The organism is Candidatus Melainabacteria bacterium (genome assembly GCA_003963305.1).
Taxonomy (GTDB): domain Bacteria; phylum Cyanobacteriota; class Vampirovibrionia; order Obscuribacterales; family Obscuribacteraceae; genus PALSA-1081.
Genome location: RXJR01000027.1, coordinates 33,365 through 58,719, shown reverse-complemented (window position 1 = coordinate 58,719; position 25,355 = coordinate 33,365). Strand labels below are relative to the sequence as shown.

General features: G+C 50.3%; 17 protein-coding genes. 9 read left to right on the top strand and 8 right to left on the bottom strand.

Annotated features, from left to right (window positions below):
• Positions 1–2: 2 nt before the first annotated feature.
• Together EKK48_24880 and EKK48_24875 are read right to left on the bottom strand one after the other, a co-directional pair.
• Positions 3–2,429 carry an endonuclease MutS2 gene (locus tag EKK48_24880; protein ID RTL36969.1) on the bottom strand — a complete coding sequence of 809 codons (2,427 nt, stop codon included), beginning with the start codon at positions 2,427–2,429 and terminating at the stop codon, positions 3–5.
• 56 nt (positions 2,430–2,485) lie between these two features.
• On the bottom strand, positions 2,486–2,830 hold the full coding sequence (locus EKK48_24875) for a hypothetical protein (protein ID RTL36968.1): 345 nt from the start codon (positions 2,828–2,830) through the stop codon (positions 2,486–2,488).
• Between the two features lie 143 nt (positions 2,831–2,973).
• Here EKK48_24875 and EKK48_24870 point away from each other — a divergent pair, with 143 nt between their 5' ends.
• Positions 2,974–3,495 carry a gamma carbonic anhydrase family protein gene (locus EKK48_24870; GenBank protein RTL36967.1) on the top strand — a complete coding sequence of 174 codons (522 nt, stop codon included), beginning with the start codon at positions 2,974–2,976 and terminating at the stop codon, positions 3,493–3,495.
• 89 nt (positions 3,496–3,584) lie between these two features.
• The gene (locus EKK48_24865; protein RTL36966.1) at positions 3,585–4,583 is read left to right on the top strand and encodes a serine protease; all 999 of its coding nucleotides are present in this window, start codon (positions 3,585–3,587) and stop codon (positions 4,581–4,583) included.
• 70 nt (positions 4,584–4,653) lie between these two features.
• Here the strand turns inward: EKK48_24865 and EKK48_24860 are convergent, their stop codons facing one another.
• Entirely contained in the window at positions 4,654–5,649 is a 996-nt protein-coding gene (locus tag EKK48_24860; GenBank protein RTL36965.1) for an alpha/beta fold hydrolase, read from the bottom strand.
• A 285-nt stretch (positions 5,650–5,934) separates the two neighbouring features.
• Here EKK48_24860 and EKK48_24855 point away from each other — a divergent pair, with 285 nt between their 5' ends.
• From EKK48_24855 to EKK48_24845, 3 genes are all read left to right on the top strand, one after another.
• Positions 5,935–9,207, top strand: coding sequence for a carbamoyl-phosphate synthase large subunit (locus EKK48_24855; protein RTL36964.1), 3,273 nt, complete (start codon positions 5,935–5,937; stop codon positions 9,205–9,207).
• Positions 9,208–9,280: 73 nt separating this feature from the next.
• A complete protein-coding gene (deoC, locus tag EKK48_24850; protein RTL36963.1) occupies positions 9,281–9,961 on the top strand; it encodes a deoxyribose-phosphate aldolase in 681 nt (226 codons plus the stop codon).
• A 77-nt stretch (positions 9,962–10,038) separates the two neighbouring features.
• Positions 10,039–11,127 (top strand): tetratricopeptide repeat protein, encoded by a 1,089-nt coding sequence (locus tag EKK48_24845; protein RTL36962.1) that lies wholly within the window; start codon positions 10,039–10,041, stop codon positions 11,125–11,127.
• Positions 11,128–11,227: 100 nt separating this feature from the next.
• On the opposite strand, the gene EKK48_24840 is transcribed toward EKK48_24845, so the two are convergent.
• Together EKK48_24840 and EKK48_24835 are read right to left on the bottom strand one after the other, a co-directional pair.
• Entirely contained in the window at positions 11,228–13,222 is a 1,995-nt protein-coding gene (locus tag EKK48_24840; GenBank protein ID RTL36961.1) for a tetratricopeptide repeat protein, read from the bottom strand.
• 117 nt (positions 13,223–13,339) lie between these two features.
• Positions 13,340–15,364 carry a serine/threonine protein kinase gene (locus EKK48_24835; protein ID RTL36960.1) on the bottom strand — a complete coding sequence of 675 codons (2,025 nt, stop codon included), beginning with the start codon at positions 15,362–15,364 and terminating at the stop codon, positions 13,340–13,342.
• A 200-nt stretch (positions 15,365–15,564) separates the two neighbouring features.
• Between EKK48_24835 and EKK48_24830 the strand changes: the two genes are divergently transcribed.
• A complete protein-coding gene (locus tag EKK48_24830) occupies positions 15,565–16,230 on the top strand; it encodes a hypothetical protein (protein ID RTL36959.1) in 666 nt (221 codons plus the stop codon).
• Positions 16,231–16,286: 56 nt separating this feature from the next.
• On the opposite strand, the gene EKK48_24825 is transcribed toward EKK48_24830, so the two are convergent.
• On the bottom strand, positions 16,287–18,338 hold the full coding sequence (locus tag EKK48_24825) for a serine/threonine protein kinase (protein ID RTL36958.1): 2,052 nt from the start codon (positions 18,336–18,338) through the stop codon (positions 16,287–16,289).
• 90 nt (positions 18,339–18,428) lie between these two features.
• Between EKK48_24825 and EKK48_24820 the strand changes: the two genes are divergently transcribed.
• Entirely contained in the window at positions 18,429–19,154 is a 726-nt protein-coding gene (locus EKK48_24820) for a hypothetical protein (protein RTL36957.1), read from the top strand.
• Between the two features lie 9 nt (positions 19,155–19,163).
• Here the strand turns inward: EKK48_24820 and EKK48_24815 are convergent, their stop codons facing one another.
• Both EKK48_24815 and EKK48_24810 read right to left on the bottom strand, forming a co-directional pair.
• Positions 19,164–20,552: a DUF1727 domain-containing protein gene (locus EKK48_24815; protein ID RTL36956.1), complete on the bottom strand. Its 1,389-nt coding sequence runs from the start codon at positions 20,550–20,552 to the stop codon at positions 19,164–19,166.
• A 23-nt stretch (positions 20,553–20,575) separates the two neighbouring features.
• On the bottom strand, positions 20,576–21,532 hold the full coding sequence (locus EKK48_24810) for a hypothetical protein (protein RTL36955.1): 957 nt from the start codon (positions 21,530–21,532) through the stop codon (positions 20,576–20,578).
• Between the two features lie 218 nt (positions 21,533–21,750).
• Here EKK48_24810 and EKK48_24805 point away from each other — a divergent pair, with 218 nt between their 5' ends.
• Positions 21,751–24,444 (top strand): alanine--tRNA ligase, encoded by a 2,694-nt coding sequence (locus EKK48_24805; protein ID RTL36954.1) that lies wholly within the window; start codon positions 21,751–21,753, stop codon positions 24,442–24,444.
• 164 nt (positions 24,445–24,608) lie between these two features.
• Positions 24,609–25,286: a hypothetical protein gene (locus EKK48_24800; protein RTL36953.1), complete on the top strand. Its 678-nt coding sequence runs from the start codon at positions 24,609–24,611 to the stop codon at positions 25,284–25,286.
• Positions 25,287–25,355: the final 69 nt, after the last annotated feature.

Genomic DNA, 25,355 nt, shown 5'->3' with positions numbered 1-25,355 from the left:
AATTACAGAGTGACCATCGTCACGCCGTCGCCGCCTTCATGAATGTCTCCGGGTCTGTATGTTCCTTTCGGCATTTGTTTATGCAGGTAATCTCGCACTGCGTTTTTCATGGCACCTGTTCCATGCCCATGAATGATCATCAGAGGACTGGTGTTCGTCAGCAAATTATCATCCAGAAATTGCACCAGGTCTGCCATGCCGTCGTCTACCCTCTTTCCACGGAGGTCTAAGGTGTTAGCCGCGGTGCGGACAAAGACGTCAATGGTACTGCCTTTGGTGCGATGGACGGGTGCTTCGACTTTTACGGTTGATTTTTGCTTGTTTAGTTGAATTTGCTTTTGTTTATCCTGAGCTAGCATTTCCAGATCTGTTTTTGGAACTTTGATGCGCAGGTTGCCGCACTTTACTGTGACCTGGGCTGCTTCCTTTGGAGTTTCGGAGATGATTTCCGTAACCACTCCGATCTGATTCAGTGAAAGCACTTTTACACTCTGTCCAACTGTAAGAGTGGGTACTCTATCTTCTGCGAGATTTTTCCAGCCCAGTTCATTGCGCACCTTTTCCATCTCTTGTTGCGCTTTTTGAGCTTTCGTTATGCTTGGCTGCTTTTGCAGATCAGCAATCAGGTGTTTGATGTAGTCTTTACCTACTTTGAATTCCGACTCTATTTCGTTGATCTGTTTTTGCCGCAGTGCTCGCGTGTCAAGTTCCAGTTTGCGCATCTGCTCTTCAGTTTCGCGCTTTAGCTCTTCTGCTTGTTGTTTCGCTACCTGGGCTTGTTCTTCTCGCACTGTTGCTTCGCGCAGCTTTATTTCCAGTAACTCGACTGTGCGCTGCAGGTCTTGATCGTGCACCTCTACCAGTTCTCTGGCGCGGTCGATTACGCTTGCATTCAGCCCCAATCGCCTGGCGATTGTTGTTGCTTTGGAACTTCCCGGCACGCCGAGGCGCAATTTGTAGGTTGGAGAAAGGGTCTGTTCATCGAAATCGAGACTGCCGTTGACGAAGCTTGGTTCAGTGTATGCGAGTGTTTTAAGTTCACCGAAGTGTGTCGTTGAAATCGTGACGGCGCCTGATTGATTGAGAAATTCCAGAACGGCGCGTGCCAGAGCCGCACCCTCACGCGGGTCCGTACCGGCGCCCAGTTCGTCGAGCAGCACGAGAGATCCGGCTGCACACTGGTCGACGACTTCAACTATATTTTTCATATGTGATGAAAATGTCGAGAGGCTCTGTTCAAGCGATTGCTCATCACCAATATCTGCGCACACTCGTGTAAAAATGGCTGCAGTAGACCCCGGTGAAACAGGCAAAAGCAATCCCGCTCGCAACATGAGCGAGAAAATGCCGATAGTTTTCAGCAAGACGGTTTTGCCGCCCGTATTTGGACCTGTAATTATCAGAGTGCGACCGGCATTGCCACCTAATACGATGTCATTTGGCACAACGACGGTTTGTTCATCCTGCAGCATGAGCAGCGGGTGTCGTGCATTGAAGAGGTGGAATTTCTCATCTTGCGAAAGTTCTGGTCTTTCGCCTTTGTATTTGAAAGCAATCTTGGCTCGCGCCATGATTGCATCCAGCTGAATGCATGTGGCGTAAGTATCGGTTATAGCTTCAAAATGAGAGATAGCGAAGCGTGTCAAAACGTCGAGAATTCTTGCAATCTCTCGCTCTATTTCTGCCTGCTTCATTCTTTGCTGATTGGAGAGTTCTAGAACCGCGATTGGTTCTACATAAACAGTCAGTCCCGATGCGGAGCTGTCGTGAACGATACCATTTACCGAGGAACGCATGCTGGCGTTGACCGGCAAGACGAAACGACCGTTGCGCTGCGTGTAAAGTGGGTCAGTCAGTGCCTTTGCTTGCGTCGCTGAATGAATTATGCGTTGCAAAGTCTCTTTGATCATACTGTCGTACTTGAGTACTTCTTGACGCAAAGACCTGAGCAGTGGGCTGGCTTTGTCTTTGACATTGCCACCATCATCGATGGCATTGTCGATTTCCTGAATAAGCTTTTCAGCTTGCGGCAGCGCTGACATGAATGCAGTCAGTCGAGGAAAGTGTTCGGATTCCAGTTGTGAAAGATTCGAGCGAAACTTTCTTCCGATTACAAGCGTGTTGCGCACAGCCAATAATTCGGCGCTGGAGAGAGAAGCACCTATTTTCAGACGCTCCAAAACCTCATCTAGTTCAGGCAAACCGGCAGCCGACATGCCGCTGCGCGCCTGATACATTGCCAGAGCTTCTTTTGTCTCGTCCAGTATTTGCTCGATGACGATGCGGTGTTCCGAGAGCTCCAGATTGAGACACAGGTGTTTGCCGCCCGCGCTGTCGGCTTCATGGGCGACAAACTGTTTCAGGCGATCCCATTCGAGAACCCTGAGAGTTCGTTTTTGGATGTCTTCATCGTCTTTCACGGACGGCATAACAAAATCTCCGCCCTGTGGAGAAGATTCCTCTGTTTTGCAAGTCTAAAATGAAACTAATTCAACTCGGTCGAAATAGCCGTGTCGAGCGCAGGTTCGACAGTCACTGTGGCGGTTACGCCAACAACTGGACTCTGTGCTGCGGCAATCGGAGCCGGCGCTACTGCAGCGCTTGCAGCTGCTTCGGCAACCAACTGGTCGATTCCCAGGTTGCCCAGCAGTTTCTTTAGCCTGATTTTTTGCAGTTCATAGCAACGATTGTTGCGTTTGTGCACGACGCCGATTCTTTCCAACTGTTTTATAGCTTCGAGGTGGCTTTCTGGAACGGCACCGACATCTACCGTACCTTTCTCGTTAAGCCAAGAAATGGTCGGTGACAGGACTCCTAGTAACTTACGCATGGGTTGATCGTACACGGGCATCATTAAGCTCTCCCTCCCCTATCAGGCTTAATTTTAACATCTTGGCAATTAATAAACCTGGAAAAACCGACTATATGAACCTCATGATTCAATGCACATCTTTTTCCTAGTAGACTTTAGGCATGCTTTTTCCATTTGAGAATTTTCAACCAGAAGTGCACGAAAGTGTTTTCGTTGCCCCCACGGCAGTCATTGTCGGTCGTGCCCATGTCGCTGAAGGCGCCAGCATCTGGTTTCACACGGTTATCCGTGCCGACATCAACCGCATCGACATCGGCAACAACACTAATATTCAAGACGGGTGCCTGCTTCACGTCACCAACAAGCACGGTCTGCACGTTGGCGACCGGGTCACTGTCGGCCATGGCGCTATCTTGCACGGGTGCAGAGTGGAGGCAGACTGCTTGATTTCTATGGGTGCCGTGGTGCTGGATGGAGCAGTTGTCGGCGCAGGCTCAATCATCGCCGCCGGAGCTGTGGTAGCTCCGGGTTCGCAAATTCCTGCTAACAGTCTGGCCATGGGCGTTCCTGCCAAAGTCGTTCGGCAGGTGACCGACGACGATCGGCATAAAATCGACCGTGGCTGGCAGAACTATCTTCACTATTCGGGCATTTACCGGGGCATGACATTAAAATCGGACTAGAAAGTCTCGCTTTTCGTGCTTTTCCCATCGAATCTTGGTGCAATTTCGCCTTCAATAAGTATGCGAAAGCGCCCTTATTTCATATCTCGATGCCTTTTGAAAGTTACTCGTCAGCTCCATACTCGCCCCAGGGCGACGGGTATACGCGCATACCAACTTTGCGCGTCGGCGAACAATACAATCCTAACGACGCCACAGCCTATCCAAGCCAGATGAACCTGGTGGCTCAGTACCAGCAAGCGAGCAAAAGTGTGGCTCGCATTGAAGCCGTAAAGGGCACTGACTATAACGGAACACCTACCGGCAGCGTCGGTTCGGGTTTTGTCGTAACGACCGACGGCGAGATCGCGACCGATTATCATGTCGTCAAAGGTGCCAGTGATATTCGGGTGCGGTTGGGAAATACGACCTATCACGCCAGTATCGATGCTGTCGATCAGCGCACCGATCTTGCTCTGTTGAAACTTACCGACGCCTACGGTCAGCGCTTCCAGCCCGTCAATCTGGCACCGTCGAGTCAGATGGAACAGGGTGCTGCCACTATCGCCATGGGCTTTCCAGCCGGCGACCAGAAAATGTATATGTCTGTCGGTGGTTTTAGCTGGGCTCCAGGGGGATTTCAGGGATACAAACGGTTCGGTGATATCGTCGGAAATTTGCGAGGCGGTTTGATGCCTGGCGAGGACCCCAACCGCATTTCGCTTGAGAGCGGCATCAATGCAGACCAGGGAATATCGGGCGGACCCATGTTCAATTCCCGTTTTCAGGTCGTAGGAGTAATGGATGTTGGCACCACTAATGGTACCAAAGGCGACGCTACTCCCGTCGAAGATTTGCAGAGACTTCTCAGTACCACCCAGAGGATGCACGTTGCAACGAACACAGGCTGGACCTCAGGTCTGAGCTTGCGCAGCGAGATGCCGTCCAGTTTGTATTCGCCGCCACCTGGATACGGCTCCTACAGCATGCAAAACTACTATGTGCAAAATGCCCGAACTGAAGTGTACAGAAGCCCGTCCCCAACACTGTCTCCAGCTTCCTCTTCGGCAACATGGGCCGAACTGGCTCGCATTCTGGATCGCAGATAAAAGCGGCAGATAGAAGCGGCAGATAGAAGCGGCAGATAGAAGCGGCAGATAGAAGCGACTTGTCTGTCAGTTAGTTTGTTTTGTTCGCCTGTATGTCAGCGAGCTGACTTTCTGCATTAAGTGAAACAATTGTCGTGGGTTGAGATTGCGAAGCCTCTTCGATATGAGTCTGAAGCCAATTATTTACCGTATTGATCGTGTCAGGCGGTATGAAAGCGGTCTCCAGCAGCAAGTGTCCGCGGTTATTGAACCAACGCACTGTTTGATCTTTCGTTTTGGCATTCGAAATGAGCTTCACGACTGCATTAGACTTGAGTATTCGGTCCTGGTCGCCCTGCATAACTAGAAAAGGAATGTTGGATGGCAGTTTTTTTGCGTAACCCAGGTTAGGTCTCATGTAGTGAATACTTTTCATAATCTGCCATGCCGTTAGCCTTTTGGTTACGAGCGGATCGGCAAGGCTCTCTTCGACAATGCGCGGATCTTCAGAAGCCCACTTTCTGATGTATGGTTCAAGTTTGACTTGCTTCTGCGGCTTGAGGGTCTCTGAGATTAAGGGACCCATGTAAATGCGAGGTTTGAGCGCAGGCGCGGAAAGCACCAGTCCGTCGACTATCTGAGGATTGTTAATGGCGGTGTGCATGGCCAGCCCGGCTCCCATGCTCTCACCGATGCAATAGAGGGGTAGATCCGGATAGCGAGCGCTGGCTGCCTTCACCAGTTCATCAATGTCTTGCAAGCTTTTGTCGTAGTCGAGTTGGGCGTCCTTGCTATGTTTGCTTTGCCAGCGGCCAAAGCCACGCAGGTCGGGCGCCATGACGATCATTCCTTCTGAGGCGAGCTTGTTGGCCAGTGCATTGTAGACACCGCCGTGCATCACCAGACCATGTATGGCAATGGCTACAGCTCGTGGTTTCTGGTTGGTGTCTTGCCAAACGTAAACGGGTGTTTTTCGATTCAATAGCGATTCAGCAGTGTCTTCGCGGACTACTTCTGCTTGTGCTGGTGTGCCTAAAACTGACAGGCAAGAGAAAAACGCAAGAGCGAATTTAGAAACTCGACGCATGATCCCCTCCAAAGCGCCACAGGCCGGCGCATCGGCTGACTATTTATCAGGAGGAATTCCCAGACCTCCCCTGACATCATTCCAATCAAGCGGCCCCTTTAAAACGTTATCCGACTAAGTTTAAGGAAACTACGACCGGATCCGACCAGCCACGCATATTTGGAGAACGCTGATCAGATAGTTTGTGTAAAGCTAATGCCAAAGCGTGTCATGGAGCGAGAATCCGAGGCTGACATGCGCTTATAATCAATCCCGGGATTTATTCATATATATAAGAAGAAGAAAGTGGCTAAACGCACCGACATTCAAAAGATTCTCGTGCTGGGCGCGGGACCAATCACTATCGGCCAGGCCTGTGAATTTGATTATTCCGGCAGTCAAGCTTGCAAAGCTCTGCGAGACGAGGGTTACGAGGTCGTTTTAATCAACTCCAACCCGGCTACGATCATGACCGACCCCGAGGTCGCCGATCGAACATATATAGAACCGGTCACTGCCGAGGTCGCCAAAGAGGTGATCATCAAGGAGCGCCCGCATGCGCTTTTGCCGACGATGGGCGGTCAAACAGCGCTTAATGTGGCGGTTGAGTTAGCAGAAAGCGGTGTTCTTGATGAATACAAGGTGGAGCTGATTGGGGCGAAGATCGATGCCATCAAACTGGCTGAAGATCGTCAATTATTCAAAGCCAAGATGCTCGAAATCGGGCTTGATGTGCCGGAATCCGGTATCGCCCACAAAATGTCTGAGGTAAAAGACATTGCTGCGAAAATAGGTTTTCCTATAATTATTCGTCCTGCTTTTACCCTTGGTGGCGCAGGCGGTGGCATCGCGTATAACCATGAAGAGCTTGAAGATATTGCCTGGCAGGGGCTGACAGCCAGTCCAGTCAGTGAAATCCTTCTGGAAGAAAGTGTGCTTGGTTGGAAAGAACTCGAACTGGAAGTAATGCGAGATTGCGCCGATAACGTCGTAATCATTTGCGGCATCGAAAACTTTGACCCGATGGGTGTTCACACGGGCGATTCAATTACAGTCGCTCCGGTTCAGACTCTTTCGGATCGTGAGTTCCAGGCGCTTCGCGACGCCAGCGTCAAAATCATCAGAGCCATTGGCGTGGACACAGGCGGCTCCAATATTCAGTTTGGCATTCATCCTGAAACCGGTCGCATTATCGTTATCGAGATGAATCCACGTGTCTCGAGATCATCTGCCCTGGCCAGTAAAGCGACAGGCTATCCGATTGCCAAAATTGCCGCTAAGCTGGCAATTGGACTGACTCTGGATGAAATTTCCAACGATATTACAAAAACAACGCCGGCATCTTTCGAGCCGACGATGGACTATGTAATTACAAAGATTCCTCGCTTCAATTTCGAAAAGTTCCGCGGTGCAGATACAACGTTGACTACTCAGATGAAAGCTGTTGGCGAGGTAATGGCTGTCGGACGCACTTTCCAGGAATCTGTGCAGAAAGCTTTGCGTGGTCTTGAGCTTGGTCTGTCTGGTTTCAACGCTGTGCCGGCGCGGGCAAAAGCTGATTTCTGGGAGTGGCGACGTCGTCTTTCCGTGCCCACACAGCATCGCATTACGGACATTTTCGGCGCGTTGCAGGCGGGAATTTCGATTGAGGAAGTGGCTGAGTTGACCACGATCGACCCCTGGTTCCTCGATAACCTGCTTGAGATTTTCCAGGAAACTCAAAGGTTTTCAGAGAAGGTAAAGTGTCTTGATGACCTGGACAAAGACTATCTTGTTCGTCTCAAGCAAGCTGGATTTTCAGATGCACAGTTGGCCGGTTTGATACCAGGTGTTGATGAAACTGCTGTCTTCGAGCATCGTAAGAAGCTTGGAGTGGTGCCGGTTTATAAGATGATTGATACTTGCGCCGCCGAGTTTGAAGCAAGCACGCCGTATCTCTATTCGACTTACGACGAAGAGAGTGAAGTGCCACCGTCGACGAAACCACGAATTATGATTCTCGGGGGCGGACCGAATCGTATCGGTCAGGGTATCGAGTTTGATTATTGTTGCGTGCACAGCAGCATCGCTCTGCGTGAGCTGGGTTATGAGGCTGTGATGGTCAATTCCAATCCAGAGACGGTATCGACTGATTACGACGTCTCTGATCGATTGTATTTCGAGCCGCTCACTCTTGAAGATGTGACCAATATCGCCATGGTCGAGAAGCCCGAAGGAATAATCGTTCAAATGGGCGGGCAGACACCGCTTAAATTGGCTAAGGGACTGGAAGCGCGTGGTTTCAAAATTTTGGGAACCTCGCCTGAGTCAATCGACATCGCCGAAGATCGCGCTCGATTCGGTGTCTTGATCGACAAGTTGGGATTGCGTCAACCGCCTGGCTCTGTTGCCTCTAATCCGCAAGAAGCCGTGGCTATTGCCACAAAGATTGGATATCCGGTTCTGGTGCGCCCGAGTTACGTGTTGGGCGGTCGTGCCATGGAGATTATCTATAACCAGGAAGAGCTCGACCGCTGGTTGAAGACGGGATACGGCAGCAATCCGAACCTGTCTGTTTTAATCGATCAGTTCCTTGAAAATGCCACTGAAATTGACGTTGACGCCATCTCAGACGGAAGAGCTTGCATCATTGCCGGCATCATGGAACACGTCGAAGAAGCCGGAATTCACTCGGGCGACAGCACTTGCGTGTTGCCGACGCAGACCATTCCGCTCAAAATTATTGAAGAGATTCGCCGGGCCACAAACGATCTGGCCAGAGAATTGAAAGTGATCGGTTTGATGAACATTCAGTTTGCTCTGCAGGGTGACGACCTCTACATCCTCGAAGTCAACCCGCGCGCCAGCCGCACCTGCCCGTTCGTCTCCAAAGCGACAGGTGTGCCATGGGCGAAGTTGGCGGCGGCCGTCATGACCGGCAAGACCTTGTCTGAACTGGGTATTGCGCCAAGGCTTCTGCCTCCTCATGTGTCGGTCAAATCTGTCGTTATTCCGTTTAAGAGATTTCCCGGCTCTCAGATTTCGCTCGGACCGGAGATGCGCTCCACAGGCGAAGTCATGGGGGTAGCTAAGCAGTTCGGTCTGGCTTTTGCTAAGGCTCAGATTGCTGCCGGGCAGGTCTTACCGACCAAGGGCAAGTGCTTTATCAGTGTCTCTGATATTCACAAGCAAGAGGTCGTTCAGGTGGCTCAGAGTCTTTACCAGCTTGGTCTCGAGATTGTCGCGACCAGAGGTACTTCCTCTGCCATTAAGACGGGCGGTATTCCAGTCACTACCGTCAACAAGGTTTCAGAGGGAAGACCCAACCTGGTCGACCGCATCAAGAATGGTGAAATTCAATTAGTCATTAACATTCCCTCGGGTAGAACTGCCCGTGAAGATGACCAGTTGATTCGCCGAGCCGCTGTTGATTACAACATTCCTGTCGTCACTACGCTGTCGGGCGCACGTGCCACGGCCGCCGGGATTGCGGCATTGCAGCAGGGGCCGTTGAGCGTGCAGGCGTTGCAGGAATATCACCGTAATATCGCTTTCTGGGAAACGTCGAGTCGCCGTCGTACTGTCGGTTTTTCGTCCTGAGTGATAGCTCGATCACCACAAGAACCCCGTCAAGCAGCTATAATGCACACTTGCTTGTTCGGGAGAATTTGTCGTGAGTTCAGAATTCGCTAAATACATCGATCACACCTTGTTGAATCCAAATGCTCGTAAGGCGGACATCACCAAGTTGTGTGAGGAAGCCAAAGAAAATAAGTTTTTTGCTGTCTGCGTCAATCCTGTGCACGTTCGCCAGGCAGTCAAAGAGCTGTCTGCGAGTAATGTTGCAGTCGCGACTGTAGTCGGTTTTCCTCTTGGAGCCAATCTCACTGATGTGAAAATTGCAGAGACTCAGAGAGCTATTTCTGAGGGCGCAGAAGAAATCGATATGGTCATAAATATAGGCGCACTCAAAGATGGTGAGCATTCGTTTGTTGCCGATGAAATCAAAGCAATCGTCAAAGTTGCAAAAGACCATCCCGTCAAAGTGATCATCGAATGTGACTTGCTTACAGACGAAGAGAAAGTGGCTGCTACCAAGGCCTGCATCACAGGCGGTGCAGCGATGGTGAAAACTTCGACTGGTTTCGTCAAAGATGGTAAGGGCGCCACTGTCGAAGATATTAAGTTGATCAAAGAGACGCTCGGTTCAGCCAATCTGGGCATTAAAGCCAGCGCCGGTATTCGCGACGTGGAAAAAGCAAAGGCATTGATTGATGCCGGTGCGACACGTCTGGGAACTTCAGCAGGTGTCGCAATCGTCAAGGGTTCACCAGCAGTACAAGCAGCCTACTAGCCGGGGGGCGACTAAGCCATGGGCTACAACACTCTTGTGCTCGACTAAAAAATAAATGCTAACGGAGGCGTTTTCAATTGAGTAAGGACAAAAACAAATTGGCATTGAACAGTGCGCTTGCAGTCATGTTCGCTGCCACAGCTTTCAGTGCTCCTTTAGCGGCTCTTGCCGATGAAGCACCACCTGAGAGCGCTCAGATGCGGAAAGCAGAATCGCTTTATGGTCGCGGCAAAGTAAAAGAAGCAATCGCCGAATTTAGAGAAGCGATTCGACTCGAACCAAACAATGCAAAAGCCCACCAGAGATTGGGTGCCGCCCTTGCAGCAAACGAAGACTACGAGACGGCTATTTTGGAAGAACAGCAAGCGATTAAACTCGATCCTAAGTACTTCTTGCCGCACGTAGTGCTCGGTCAGATTTATGCAAATCAGAGCAAAATCGACCTGGCGCTGAAAGAGTTCCGTGAGGCTACCGCACTGAAACCGACTAGTTTCAGAGCTCACCTTGATCTTGGTTTTGCCCTCACTCACGTCGGTCAGGTTGATGAAGCGATTGCTGCTTACAAAAAGGCAGCTGAATTGAATCCGAAAGATCCGACACCTCATCTCAATCTCGGTGTTTTGCTCGCGCAGAAGAATGACTTCCAGAACGCTATCAAGGAAGAAAAAGCAGCAATCGAAATCAATAAAGATGTGCCGGAGTCTTACATCAATCTCGGCAACATTTACGCTGATTCAGGCGAAACAGACAACGCCATGGCTGCTTTCAAGAGTGCCTTGAAGATTGCTCCCAAGCATCCAAATGCTCTCAGCGGCTTGGGTTGGATGATGCAGAAGAAAGGCGATCTGCCGGGCGCAATTGAAACTCAGCGCAAAGCGATCAAGTTAGATCCAAAATTTGGACCTGCTCATCGCCGTTTGGCAGAGGCACTATCGCTTAATGGTGATACCAAAGGCGCTAAAGCTGCATTCGAAGAGACACTGCAGATTACTCCTCGTGACGTGACTGCACGCGTTCAGTATGCTGCTTTCCTTGCAAAACAGGGTCAAACAGGCGATGCCAAAACGCAATACGAAAAGGCTCTGGAAATCAATCCTAAGTCTAAGATTGCTCAGGACGCGCTTGCTGACTTGAACAACAAGAAGTCACCTGCGAATCCGCAATAGCAGACGGTGCCCGCAGGATGCGGGCGCTCCATGAGGGGGGCGGATTCGTGCGTGAGGGTGCGGTGCCCGCAGGATGCGGGCGCTCCATGCGGTAGGTAATCTACTTGGTGGGGTCGCTACCGAAACGAGCAGATATGGCCGCGAATGGGTTTGTTTTCCACAAACATTCGACGATCATCCTGCGACAAGCTCCATACAGCCCGCTCTTCTCGCCACCGAGGGGAGCGGGTATGGTTTTACAGCTCTGCAGCGCTTCCCGAAATGATGCTTCAGCATCTTTGTATTTCCCTTCGGCGTAAAGAACCAGTCCATATCCGTATTTTGCCTTGGCGAGAAATAGTGTCGTCGAAAGCTTCTGATCGTTTATGTAATTAGATGATGTATCCATCGCCAGTTTGTAGAGGCGATCGGCTTCTTGCAGTTTGTTTTGACGTCTGTAAATATCGCCTAGCAGAACACAAGCTTGTACATAGTCCATAGGTGCCACCAACTTTCGCTGATCGGCCAGTTGGTAAGCCTTGTCGTAAATGCCGACAGCTTCAGACAGTTGGTTCTTTTGTGAATAGTAGTCGCCGACTATTGTGTAGACAAGATTTAAGTGACTGTCTTTCGTATTTCCCTGTTTATCAAATTCTTCAATGGACTGCATAGCAATCTTGAAGGCTTTATCAAGTTCATTCTGCTGGAAATAGCAAAGTGACTGCTTGGCGTACATGGCTGGAATAGAGATGGACGGGTCGGTAGACGGAGCCAGTTCGATAAATTTGCCTAACTCTTCGGCTGCTTCATTCCAGTGACCAGCACGTCTGTACAACTCATAAAGGTGCCAGGTGGCGTTGAGGTAGTCTTTGCTTTTCTCGCCTTTTTCTTTTTTGGCGGAATCAGCATCCATTTTATATGCTTCTTCCTGACTGCCGAAGTCTGGCACTTCAGGCGGCTGACGGCGCTCTTGTACAACGAATAGTTTGTCGTTTTTGAAGGCTGGATAATCTTGTGAATCCGCACCCAGGAACATGAACGACCAGATCGATACGACAGCGAAAAGTAAAAGCGCTGCACCGCTGAAGACACCAACTTCGAAGCTCATCACGAACTTGCGGCTTTCGCGTTTCTTGGCTTTGGCAATTTTCTTAAGGGCATAAGCATTGTTGACCCAGGTCGTATCGTTGGCTTTGAGCAACATCTGCAAATCTTGATACAACTGGGAAACGAGTTGATAGCGCTCGTTTGGATCTTTGGCCAGGCATTTGAAGATTACTGATTCCAGGCGGGCCAGAGATCGTCCCGAGGTGGTGTCTGTGACCATCGGCTTGGGGGCTTCATTCATGTGTTTATAGGCAGTTTCGAGAACGTTCTTGCCCACAAAAGGAGGTTTGCCTGTAAGCGTTTCGTACATGACGCAACCGATTGAGTAAATGTCGGAACGGGCGTCGAGTTTCTTGCCCATGCACTGCTCTGGGCTCATATACATGGGGCTGCCGAAGACTTCCCTGGTTCTTGTTATATAGCCACTAGATTTGATGTCATCGCCTTCTTCCGTCAACAGGCGCGCGATGCCGAAGTCGACTAATTTCACTTCGTCGGTAATGGCATTTGATTCCAGCAAGACGATGTTGCTTGGTTTTATATCTCGATGCAGTACATCTTCGCCGTGCGCATATTCGAGAGCTTCGCAAGACTGAGAAAAAATCTCGACGGCGTGATCGACTGATAAATGTCCGGTTTTTGCCAGGAGGTCTTCTAAACTCTCGCCCTTCAGGGGCTCGACAACCAGAAAGACCTGACCGTCGGGAGAGAGGTGTATGTCCATGACTCTGGCAATGCGGTCATGTTTCAGGTCGATTGTCGCTTTGGCTCGCTGCTCAAAGCGTTTCAGGCTTTTGGCATTGGCTACCAGGTGGTGGTGAAGAATCTTGAGAACCACCGGCTCGTTGGTTTCCAGGTCCTGAGCCTTGTAAACAACGCTCATACTGCCTTCGCCCAGAAACTCCTGCACTTCCCAGCGTCCGCCCATCGTCTTACCCAGCAATGGGTCGACGTTTCCAAACAGCGAGTCTGTGCGCGAGCGCTTTTCTTTTTCGTTAGGACCGAGCATAGAACCCTATTGCACTATGAAGCGTATGGACCTTTTGAGGGCACTGTATGATCCACCAATATCAATATGCCACAATCCGAGGTTTAAACTACTTCGGTTGCCAAGGCATTCAGCTTTTCAGTGCTCTGCTTTGACGACTTTCAGCCGGTGGGGTTCGAAGAAGGCTTTGAACTTATAGCCGCTTTCCCACAGGGCCCGGTGATACTCATGATCCATCGCCACCAGAAGGTCTTTGTCTGTTGCCCCTAATTGAAGTCCTTCGTTCAGCACAGTCGCCGCTCTGGCTGGTTCATTCGAAGCCAGGAGGCAAAGCCCAATAGCGAAGCACAGTTTCGTCCGGTAGTCTCTTTCGGGAACAACACTTTCACTGGCTTTTAGATTCTCGAACGTAACCACAGCTGTGCCGTACTTTTGCATGCGCCGATTCAGGTCGGCTATGTAGGCGAATTCAGCGGGGCGCTCACTATCGTCGTCTGAACGTCCTGAAATGACCAGTACTTTTGCGTTGGCGGCTGCCTGGGAAAGATTGCCCATGAGTTCTTCAGTCAGTGCCAGGTAACTGATCGGTTGTCGTGCCTTGATACCGTAGATGCCACTAAGAAGAGTGGGAATGTTTGGATGCTCGTCGCCTCTCTGGTAGCCGTCTTGTAGTTTCAGGTAGTAGTCGATGCTGGTCTTAAACTCATCTTTTGCTGCGGCAAGTTTGTTCTCTCCCAGGCAGCACAAACCAATACCGAGGTGATAATCACCTTGTTTCTCAAGCCCGACTGGGAGTTTGAGCAGTTTCATATACTGGCGTTTTGCTTCCTGCCACTTACCGTAAGCGAAGTACATGCGTGCGGCAGTCTCGAGACCCTCCTCCTGTTGAACGTCGTCTGCAGCTTCGGTGCGGTCTATAGCCAGGACTATGTTTTGTTTCTGTGTTTCGTAATTATCGAAAAGCGTGGGTTTGGGCAATGATACGAGTTTGAAAAGAGGAGCGTTCTGGCTCTGATAACTGGAAGGACTGTCTATACGTTTGATCTCTTCGGCAAGAGCAAATCCGGAAAGTGCCAGGAAAAGACCAGCGGCAGAAAGAGCAACAGTTTTGATGATGCGGCTTGTCTTGCTTTCTTTCTTGATGATTTTCGCTAAGGACTTTTCTTTATTACTCCATGCACCGATGGCGGTGCTTTCTTTTCCGGAAGCTGCTGCATGCAAGTCTTTCAGTATTGCCTTCATGTCTTGATAGCGATCGGCAGGGTCTTTAGCCATGCAGGTAAAGACGATCGTCTGCAGGCGCGTCATCAGTTTCGCATCGGATTTTTCAGCAAATGGCTTTGGTACGTCGGTCGAGTGCCTTTGCATGGTATCGAGGAAGTTTTTGCCGACGATTGGTGGTCGTCCTGCTAAGACTTCGTACATCAAGCATCCGATCGAATATATGTCCGAACGCTTGTCGATTTTTCCACCGACACTCTGCTCAGGGCTCATATAGAGCGGGCTGCCGAAAACATCGCCGGTTTGTGTCAGTTTATGCCTGGTGCTGCCATCTTCGTCGTCAACCAATAGCTTTGCTATACCGAAGTCTACAATTTTTACGTGCTCGATTCCGTCTGAATCGACAGTGAGCATGACATTGCTTGGTTTAAGGTCCCGGTGAATGATGCCGCTTTCATGGGCGTGATTCATTCCTTCACAAAGCTCGGCGAAGATGCCCATCGCCCGCACCGGTGTTAACTTACTTTCACGATCGAGGAGCTGCTCCAGGCTTTCTCCTTCGACAAAGTCCATGATGATGAAAGCCTGGTCCTGGCTCATTCCACAGTCATAAATTCGGACTATGTTGGGATGATTTAGATTGGCAGTGGCCTGGGCTTCCAGCTGAAAGCGCTTCAGGCTGCGTGCGTCACTGGTCAGGTGGGGTAACAGCAATTTCACAGCAACCAGCTTCTTCATTGCCAGATGCTGTGCTTTGTAAACGACGCTCATGCCGCCTTTGCCGATGCGTCCGAGAACTTGCAGGCGATCGGAGATGGAACTCAAAGTTGCCCAGAATGGGTCTTTCAGCGGTGGCAAACCGTCTGAAGAATCATCGAGCCAGGCAATTTCGCCTGCATCTTGTGCTTGTTCTTTGCGCGTAGACTCTAGGTCATTTTCCATGTATTGCTCGAAAGAACTGACGATGGCGGCTGGTACGTTAGTCTATTCTAGAGTATTGCCTGTTTTTCGACTTCTACAAATGGCGTAAAATGTAAGTTTGGCATAGACTGAATTGTGACATGAAACCTTGCCCGGATCAAAAACATATGCGCCTCAGTCTTTTAGTTGCATCTGCGATGATAGCTTTTCTGTTGGTCTGCATGGGCCAGAAGTCGCTTGCTGAGCCGCCCTCCAATGGCTGGATAATGAAGCAGACGAGTGATGAATACGGTGTGCTGGAGACGCAGCTGACCTCCAAGTCTTTGCGTCTCGATACCCCAGATTTGACAATACTTTTGTTGCCTCCGAAATATCCGCTCTTTATTTACAACAAGAAAACCAAGAGGTATATCGAAGAGCCATCTGAAGCGTTTATAGTCCATACGCACCCGAATCAGATTACTCCACACATACGCGTCGACAAACAGCCTGATGTCACTATCTGTGGTGTAAAGGCCAATCGCTATTTGTGCACCGATACAAGAAAACCAAATCTGAAGCCTCGTTTCGAATTTTCAGCAACGAGAAATTTAAACGTGCCGGAAAAATTGGCAGACGCCTGCATGATTTTTTTCAGTGTGCCGGAAATGACTCCAGGACATGGTTTGCCGCTTTCAGCGATTCGTCTGAGCCCGAGCGGGAGCAAGTTCGCATACGTGACCACACGTTCCCTTCAGCGCGCTTACATTGGTCCTGAAACATTTTCTAAACCGAAAGGTTTTGCCCGGGTAGATAATTTCGTTGCTCTTAGCAGCTCTGGCGAAAACGTTCCCATACCAGGCGCGCATGCTCTCGACTATATGCTCGAAGAAAATAAGAAGAAGTAGGAAATTCAATGAGCAAATTCGGGAACAGAGATTTATCTCTGAGCTTCGTTTTTCATTTAAGAATTGAGATGAGTTAGCTTTTCGAAAATCGCTTGAAGAAACTGTCCATTCGCCCACAGGGCTCGACAATATTCACGGTTCAAAGCTTTTTTAATTTCCGGCTCTTCGATTTTTTCGTTGAGCCCATTTTTGAAAGCCTTTGCGGCATCGCTGTACTTAGCTGTTTGCATGTTGGCAAGCCCGAGGGTCAGGTCGAGCTTGGCTTTCCAGTCTGTCACCGTGGTGTCATCAGGTTTTTGTGCAAGTTTTTGCAGCTCGTCTGCCGCCGCCGGATTTTTATTCAGACGTTGCAAATCGGCTCGATAGGCTGAGTTCCTGGTGCTCTCAGCAACAATATCTCCCGAGAAACTCTCAATTGCATGTGGATTGGCCAGAATTCTCTCGTCTGTGGTGTGAAGATCGTCGAGGTATTGTTGCGCCACATCGAAGCGCTTCTCCTGCTCCGCGATCACAGCCAGGTAGATCAAAACAGAGCGCACAATCTGTTCGTTCACACCATAAATGCCATTCAGGAGTTGCTGCAATTTTGCTCTGGTGTGTTCGCGTTTTTTCAGCTCATATACTGATGAGAAAACATAATCAAGGCATGTCTGCATATGTTGAGCAGCGCTTTCGAAATTGTTCAAGTGCAACTGACAGATGCCGAGGTACTTCTGGAAATCGCAGGAGCGTGACAGCCCAGCATCTAATTTTGCCAGTTTTTCATATTCGGCAATTGCTTCATTCCATTTTCCATTTGACATATAGAATTGCCCGAGAGTGTCTCCGGTGCGTAGTCTCTGCATCAGAGTCGGCATTGCGCTCAATGTAGTCGACTTGTCGTTCAAGACAATTTTCAAGTCGTGCTCGTAGGTCAGACTCTGCTTGGGTTGACTGAGATCGACCATGTGAAATACGGGCACATTTTCGTAAGGAGATGAAGTGGTGATATCAGTAACGAGCAGGAATGAGCAAGGAATCAAGATCACGGCAGCGCCGAAAGCGGCGATCTGTTGAAACTTATTTTTTTTCGAGTTGGTTTTTTTGATGATTTGTTCGAGCGACTTCTCCTTTTCTTTCCACGCACCGCCTTTGGTGCTGGTATTGGCTACTGCGCTTCTCAAGTCGACCGATATCTCTTTCATGCTGGCATAGCGGTGAGCAGGGTCTTTAGCCAGGCAGGTGAAAATTATTACTTGCAGTTTTTTGGCCAGTGGATTTTTGGTCAGCTCCGGCGGAAACGGTGCCGGCATATCAGTGAGGTGCTTTTGCATTGTGTCCAGGAAATTTTTTCCAACTATGGGCGCAGATCCCGTCAGCGCCTCGTACATCAGGCATCCCAGCGAGTAGATGTCGGAACGGTTGTCCAATTTCTTGCCCGCACACTGCTCCGGACTCATATAGAGCGGGCTGCCGAAGACATCGCCTGTCTGGGTGAGATTGTTCATCGTCATGCCATCGTCGTTGGTCAGAAGCTTGGCGATGCCGAAGTCTACGACTTTAACCACATCGAACCCGTTTTTATCAGTCGTGAGCATGACGTTGCTTGGCTTGAGGTCGCGGTGAATAATGTTGCGCTCGTGGGCATGATTGAGCGCCTCGCAAATTTGCACGAATATGTCGACGGCTCGCTCCGGTGTTAGCGGCTCTTCGCGCACGATTTGCTCCAGACTTTTGCCTTCGACAAAATCCATGATGATGAAGGCCTGGCCGTTGCTTAAACCACAATCGTGAATGTGCACGATGTTGGCATGTGACAGCGTTGCGGTCGCCTGTGCTTCTTGCTGAAAGCGCTTCAAGCTGGTCGGATCGCTGGTCAGGTGAGGCAGCAGCAGTTTGACTGCCACTGGTTTGTTCATCACCATGTGTTGGGCTTTATAGACGACAGCCATGCCGCCTTTGCCAATCGGCTCGAGAATTTCCAGGCGCTCCGAGGTGGCACGCGCCGCTTCAAGAAAGGGATCGATATTAGAAGCCACTGACTCAGTCGACTCTGTGGTCTCTGAGCTCTCCAGCCATGATACGCGCTGGGATTTTGTATTTTTCTGGGGCTCTAAGTTGGCATCCATCTTTGTTGCATTATTTGTAGGATTACTATGCCCGGAAAGTCGAGCTTTATCTGGGCATATTAAAACAGGCGTCAAAAAACATGCAGGGTAATGAAACTACTTCGCCGTCTGAGCATTTTAGGAATTTTGGGACTGACATTTTTCTCTGGCAGTGCTGTCTGCGCTGCTCCGCCTGTGAATGGGTGGCGTCTTCTGCAGATAAGCGACGAGCAGGGAGTGCTTGAGACGACCTTGACGAAAGATGCAATTCGTATCGACACGGAAGATTGTACGCTTCTGATCATGCCACCTGATTACGATATGTATTTGTTCAATCCAAAGAACAAACGCTATTTGCAGCTGCCGATGGAAGCATTCAGCATGCATACTTCACGTCGAAAGGAGACGGCAGCCAAATATACGATCAAGAAAGGCGGTGATTTCGATATCTGCGGTGTCAAGGCTAACAAATACGAGGTGGCAAATAAGAAAGGTCGGCAGACATTCGAGTTCTGGGCGACGAAAGCTTTTCCAGTACCAGCCAGGCTGTCTGACGCCTGTGCCATTTTCATGAGCTTTTCCGAGATGCCACCAGGCTACGGGTTGCCCCTGCGTGCCGCGCGCATCAATGAAAATGGTGGCAGATTTACTCACATCCGCACCAAGTCGATTGAACGCGCATACGTGCCGCCCCAAACTTTCGCTAAACCAAAAAACTTTCTGCGTGTGGCTAACTTTGTTTCGTTGCGCACAAACGGGATGAATGTTCCCTCCCCGTCGCCCGATGCTCTCGACTACATGCGCGAGCCGGAAGATAAGAAAGCTAAACCGAAGTGAGAGCCGTGTTCAGGTGCCCGCCAGTGACACTCCTCTGGCTTTCAGGATCTTTTGCATCTCAAGCAAACATGTATAGGTTGGAAGAATCCACAAAGTCTCTCCTGATTGCACCATGTCTAGTGCCTGATCGAGAGCTTTATCAAGTTTCGGTTCGGTATGGATGCTCTCGTTGGCAACTCCTGCATACTTCATTCTCACGGCCATGTCTTCTGCGCGCTGCCCGCTGACAATCAGTTTTTTCGTGTGAGCGGCAAGTTGTTCGAAATCAGCATCCCAGAGCCATGATATGTCTCTTCCATCAGCATAATTGTCGTTGATGGCAATCAAAATTCGTGCCTGGGGATCGGCTGCCACCGCACTGATTGCTTGACTGGCACCAGCCGGATTTTTGATCAACTGAATCAAGACGTTCTTGCCTGAGATGACCACTCGTTCTGAGCGTCCGAAGAGCGTTTGATAGTTTTTCAAGCCCTGCCTGATAGTCTCGATCGTAACGCCGATCGAAGCGGCGCTTGCCGCGGCGGCGAGAGCATTGTAGACGTTGAACATGCCTGGCAGCGGTACCACGGCGTCGCCTTGCCGTTCATCAATTGTGAGGGTGAAAGTGGAGCCGGTCGGTCCAACTTCGACGTCACTGGCTTTCACTCGTGGAACCGGGCGTTTATAGTCGCAACTGGTGCAGCTCCAGTGTCCGAGCTGCCCGTAAAACACGAGTGAGTATTTTGTCTCCGCACCGCATTGAGCGCAGTAGGAGAGTTCCATTGATTGCGGACCCATGCCATCAGGCATGGTGCTCTGTTTCTCTGTTTGTCCTTTCACTGACTCGATGCCAAAGAATATGCGCGGGCATTCAGGCACGAGCTGACTGACATTGGGGTCATCAGCGTTGAGAATTGCCTGAGTCTTATTTTCTAGAATTCCTCTGGCTATTAATTTGGCAGTGGTATCTAGTTCTCCGAAGCGATCGAGCTGATCTCTGAATAGATTCGTGACCACGACCTGCGTGAGCTTTACTTCCCTGGCGATCAAAGGCAGTGCTGCTTCGTCTGTTTCGAAGAGGCAATAGTCGGCAGAGAGCTTGCCGCTCCAGCTGGCAGACTCAACCAGACTGGCGGTTATGCCTGCCACCAGATTTGCACCTTGCTTATTGTGCACAAGCTCCAGACCGGCAGCCCGCAAAATTGACGAGAGTAAACCAGATGTGGTGCTTTTGCCGTTCGTGCCGGTCACTGCGATGACGCCGCTTTTGGCTTGCTGTGAGAGTTTTGTCAAAACAGTGGGAGCAAAACGCCTTGCTAACTTGCCGGGCAGGTTCGAGCCCAATCCTGCACCCATGAAACGAATTGCGCGCGCCGTAAATTTACCGGCAACGACTGCAACTGTGTCAGAAGGATCCATTACGACCTCACAAATTTTCGGATTCAAACAAACCTGGCATTGACGTCATCTGCGATAAAAGCGCGAAGGTAGTGTTCGCTTCCTCTGATCAGCAGCTCATCACCAAGCCCAAATTGATAGTCTATATGTTGACCGTCGATGTGCAAGACTCCCGTTCTCATTTGAGAAACGATGCGCATCTCCTGAGAATGGTCGAGGATACCTCTTAGATATTTATAGTGCTCACCCGGGCGCATACAAGGTTCACGAACGATATACAGATAACGGTTATCGGTGATTGGTAAAACTTCACCACCAGCCGATCTGAGTGAGCCGGTCGAGCCGCCCGGTGTGCCTATCCAGACACCCGAAGAGCGCTGCTCTTCGCGCTCGCCATTGATTTCCATGAAGAGGCGCGTTGTTGCAGCCGGGTTTGAATGGCTGACGAGCACTTCATTTAGTACCAGTTCCGGCAAAAGGGAGCCATTAAGCCAGAGCTCCAGCCTGAGAATCGGTCTTGTTGTCAGTTCTCCGTCTTCGATTTGCTCCAACACTTCCTTGAGATTTTTCTGATTGCCAAGGCAGAAGTGACCGAAGCTAGAAGAGCTGGATGAGTTGATGCCTAAGACTGGAATGCCGTCGACTGAGTGAGAAGCGTCAAGAAAAGTACCGTCACCACCCACAGATATGACCAGGTCGACATCTGTAATCTTTTGTGTCAGCTCGGCGCGCGCTATGGAGCGATATTCGACCTGGCGTTTGATCAGTTCCTTCTCAAGTAGTTCGAGGGTTTCTACGTGCTCGTTATGAGCGATTTTGACGCGTGTGACAACGTCGCTTCCCTCTTCTAAAAGTTTTAAAAAACGTGATTCTCTGTGCTCTAAGGCTTGAATTTGATAGGTGGACTTCTTGTGAAGAATCAGAACCTTGCGAAGTTTCACCGGGAGCCGCCTGTAGCCAGAAATTCTCAGACTGGAAGGGTAGCAGATCCGGCGCATCATTGCTACATCCTTGATTCCGCCCGAACAAAGTAAACTCAAGGCTGTGTCTGCTTTTCGCGTTCCGTTACCTTACGCAAAATAACGGCATTTGTAGGATATACTCAATAGAGCTTCAGTTGAGTGTGCTTGATTGTCGTTGTCTGCACAAGACAGACCGACTGTCGTGCGCTTGCAGAGCCGCCGGTATCCACTCTAGGCACATTAATTTGGAGAAGAACATGCCACTGTCAGGGTCGCAAATAAGAGACAAGTTTATCGAGTATTTCCGTGATAAGCGCGGTCATGCCCACTTGCCCAGCTCCAGTTTGATTCCTGACAATCCGACGTTGCTTTTGACATCAGCCGGAATGGTGCAATTTGTGCCCATTTTTCTCGGGCAGGCGCCTGCTCCTGAGCCTCCACGCGCTGTCACGGTTCAGAAGTGTGCTCGCGCCGGTGGAAAAGACTCAGATATCGAAAATGTAGGCAGAACCGCTCGTCACCACAGCTTTTTCGAAATGCTCGGCAATTTTAGTTTCGGCGATTACTTCAAGAAAGAAGTGATTCCATGGGCCTGGGAATTTGTAACCAAAGATCTCGGACTTGAAGCAGAGCAGCTGTACGTCACTATATTCAAAGGTGATGACAAAAACGATCCAGACGAGGAAGCATTCGAAATCTGGAACAAGACTGTAGGTTTGCCAGCCGAGCGCATCATCAGAATGGGTCGGTCGGACAACTTCTGGGGACCGCCTGGACCAACAGGCCCATGTGGACCCTGTTCTGAGATCTATTACGATCGCGGCGAGCAATTTGGATGCAGCTCTGATCCTGCCAAATGCGGCATCGGGATTTGCGATTGCGACCGCTATCTGGAGTTCTGGAATCTCGTTTTCATGGAAATGTTCAAAGATGAAAACGGCAATTTCTCCCAACTGGCGAAGAAGAACGTTGATACCGGCTCAGGGCTCGAACGTGTTGCTTTGATTCTGCAGAAAAAGGACAACAACTACGAAACTGATCTGTTCTTTCCAATCTTGCAAGAGGCGGCGAAACTTGCCGGGGTCGAGTATACAGGCGGCGTTCCGAGAGCTGCAGATTGGGTCAAGCCCGAGGTTAAGCGCGATAGTTACTTGAAAATCATTTCCGATCACACTCGTGCAGTCACTTTCCTGGTTGCTGACGGAGTGCGTACGAGCAATATCGGTCGTGGTTATGTTTTGCGTTTCATTTTGCGCAGAGCCGCTCGCTTCGGTCGTTTGCTCGGAATTACCGAACCGTTCATCTACAAGTTGGTACCAAAGGTGGTGGAGCTCTACGGCTCGCATTATCCCGAATTGCGTAATGAGCAGTTGATCGCGCAAGTGATCAAAGACGAAGAAGAACGTTTTGCAAAGACAATCGACCGCGGTATGACGTTGCTGAATGAATTGCTGGAGGGCGATGCTGCCGAAATTCCGGGCAAAGATGCTTTCAATCTCTACTCGACTTATGGATTTCCAATCGAGCTGACTCGCGAGATTGCAGATGAGCACAAGAAGACCGTTGACATGGCTGGATTTGCTGAAGCGAGAAAAGCTCATGAAGAAGCTTCTGCAGGAAGCAAATTCAACGTCATCATTGCCGGTGACGAAGCTTTCGGAAAGGTTTTGAAAGAACACGGAAAGACGAAATTTACAGGCTATAAAACTCTCGAATCGCCAGGAAACGTGCTTGCTATCGTCAAAGACGGCAAACTCGTCGACCATGCAGAAGAGGGCGAAGAAGTCGAGGTTGTCTTGAGCGAGACACCGTTCTATGCTGAATCAGGTGGACAGGTTGGCGATACCGGTGTGTTGGAAAATCGTGACGCTCGTCTGAATGTGCTTGATACCAAAAAGCACGAAGGTCTCCACGTGCACAAAGTGCGCGCTATGTCCGGCTTGATTGAGCCCGGTCAGGAACTCACCGCCAGCGTCGACCGTGAACGGCGCACTGCGACTATGCTGCACCATAGCGCTGCCCACATATTCCACGCTGCCATCAGGCAGTTGCTTGGCAGCCACGTGGCTCAGGCTGGTTCGCAGGTCGGTCCACAGACGATGCGCTTCGACTTCTCATTCGAGCGCCAGCCGACTGCCGCCGAATTGAAGAAAGTCGAATCGGTTATGAACGAATGGGTACGCAGCAACTATCCTGTAATCACTGAAGAGATGCCGCTCGACGAAGCTAAGAAGACTGGAGCTGTCGCCATGTTTGGCGAAAAGTACGGTGATATCGTGCGCGTCTTGAAGATGGGCGATGTCAGTCTGGAGTTCTGTGGTGGCACTCATGTCTCGAGCACGGGTGAGATCGGACCGATTAAGATCATCTCTGAAGGCAGTATCGCATCTGGTGTCAGACGCGTCGAGGCGCTGGCCGGACCGGCTGCCTGGAATCACATTGCTCAGAGCATGTCTGTTCTCAACGATGCCTCAGGCATCTTGCGAGTCAAGCCGGCTGACCTGGCAGCTCAAATTGAAAGACTGCAAGAGCAGTTGAAGCAAAAAGACAAAGTTTTGCAATCGCGTGAAGAAGAACTCGCTCTGGTGCGGGTTTCCAGCTTGCGTCCTGAGAAACTGGGGCGCATCGATTTGATCGCTGGAGAATTGCCTGGCATGACTCCTGAAGGATTGAAGAGTGCAGTAGAAAAAATGAGAAATCAGAGCAACGCTACGGTCGTTTTGCTCGCCTCTGCTTCCGGACCCGATAAAGTCTCTATTGCAGCAGGTGTGGCCGACCCGCTTGTTAAAGATGGGATAAGTGCAGGTAATTTAGTTAAGGATTTCGCAGCTGTCTGCGGTGGAGGCGGAGGCGGAAAGCCTCAGGTGGCGCAGGCTGGCGGCAAAGATCCAAGCAAAATCGGAGCTGCTTTCTCACAACTCAAGCAAGCCCTCGCGGAGAAATCCGGTTAAGATCAAATGCGTCCGTAATTGTTGGGTTGAACTTCGTTAATTAAGCCGGAGTTGACCGCCCGATAAGAGGATAGCCGGGCTGTTTGATTGCATCCGGCTGACTTACCCCAGTAAGCTGAGCAGGCAGCTGCCTGCTTTACGAGCGTATTTCAGGAGGATAGAGAATGGCTTTTAACTGGTCGGAAGCCAGAAGAATCGTCTACTGGTGCATGGGGCTGTGCCTGGCAGCTCTCACCTGCGCCGGTCCAGCTTTTGCTGATGCACCTCCTGTACGCATCGCGGTAGTGCCCGGTGGGGGCTCCGGTCAAGAACAAGAAGTCTGTGACCGCATCAACGGGCAGTTGCAGAGCAATCAAGATGTTGCCCTGAGTACCGTCAATCCAGACTGGTACGTCGTTTGCAACATCAAAGAGATGCTCGATCAAAATAGTGGTCAAATTCGCTACAACGGCACTGTGACCACTAAAACGACGAACGGACATATCATCAATACGGTCTCGTTGCAGAAATATAACCAGGACTTTTCGCTCACTCCGGGCGCCCAGTTGAACAAAAAGCTTGTCGACAACGCGGTGCAAGACGTCATCGGCGGTCTGGCAGATCGCGCCGTGGGTCCGATTCAACAGGCTGTTGAAATTGAAATGGAAACTCGCGAGCGCATGATCAAAGCAACCAGATTGGGTCAAGAGCGCAAGTTTGATGAAGCTATCGCTTTGTTACGACCGATCAGTCCAGATACGCCTCACTTCGCGGCCGTTCAGCAATTGAAAAGAAAGCTGGAAATGCAGCGGGATGCCAAGCCGAAACCCGTTTCTAAAGCCCACAAGGCCGCTGCACATTAGTGAGAACTTAACCTGGAAAGCTGTGCCAGTCGCAGTCTTAACATAAAAACCTCCTATTCTCCGGCGTCA

What these genes read in the sequence shown, in the direction of transcription:
- EKK48_24880 (RTL36969.1), bottom strand. Translation starts at nt 2,429, where the DNA reads ATGCCGTCCGTGAAAGACGATGAAGACATCCAAAAACGAACTCTCAGG.
- EKK48_24875 (RTL36968.1), bottom strand. Translation starts at nt 2,830, where the DNA reads ATGCGTAAGTTACTAGGAGTCCTGTCACCGACCATTTCTTGGCTTAAC.
- EKK48_24870 (RTL36967.1), top strand. Translation starts at nt 2,974, where the DNA reads ATGCTTTTTCCATTTGAGAATTTTCAACCAGAAGTGCACGAAAGTGTT.
- EKK48_24865 (RTL36966.1), top strand. Translation starts at nt 3,585, where the DNA reads ATGCCTTTTGAAAGTTACTCGTCAGCTCCATACTCGCCCCAGGGCGAC.
- EKK48_24860 (RTL36965.1), bottom strand. Translation starts at nt 5,649, where the DNA reads ATGCGTCGAGTTTCTAAATTCGCTCTTGCGTTTTTCTCTTGCCTGTCA.
- EKK48_24840 (RTL36961.1), bottom strand. Translation starts at nt 13,222, where the DNA reads ATGCTCGGTCCTAACGAAAAAGAAAAGCGCTCGCGCACAGACTCGCTG.
- EKK48_24835 (RTL36960.1), bottom strand. Translation starts at nt 15,364, where the DNA reads ATGGAAAATGACCTAGAGTCTACGCGCAAAGAACAAGCACAAGATGCA.
- EKK48_24830 (RTL36959.1), top strand. Translation starts at nt 15,565, where the DNA reads ATGGGCCAGAAGTCGCTTGCTGAGCCGCCCTCCAATGGCTGGATAATG.
- EKK48_24825 (RTL36958.1), bottom strand. Translation starts at nt 18,338, where the DNA reads ATGGATGCCAACTTAGAGCCCCAGAAAAATACAAAATCCCAGCGCGTA.
- EKK48_24820 (RTL36957.1), top strand. Translation starts at nt 18,429, where the DNA reads ATGAAACTACTTCGCCGTCTGAGCATTTTAGGAATTTTGGGACTGACA.
- EKK48_24815 (RTL36956.1), bottom strand. Translation starts at nt 20,552, where the DNA reads ATGGATCCTTCTGACACAGTTGCAGTCGTTGCCGGTAAATTTACGGCG.
- EKK48_24810 (RTL36955.1), bottom strand. Translation starts at nt 21,532, where the DNA reads ATGATGCGCCGGATCTGCTACCCTTCCAGTCTGAGAATTTCTGGCTAC.
- EKK48_24805 (RTL36954.1), top strand. Translation starts at nt 21,751, where the DNA reads ATGCCACTGTCAGGGTCGCAAATAAGAGACAAGTTTATCGAGTATTTC.
- EKK48_24800 (RTL36953.1), top strand. Translation starts at nt 24,609, where the DNA reads ATGGCTTTTAACTGGTCGGAAGCCAGAAGAATCGTCTACTGGTGCATG.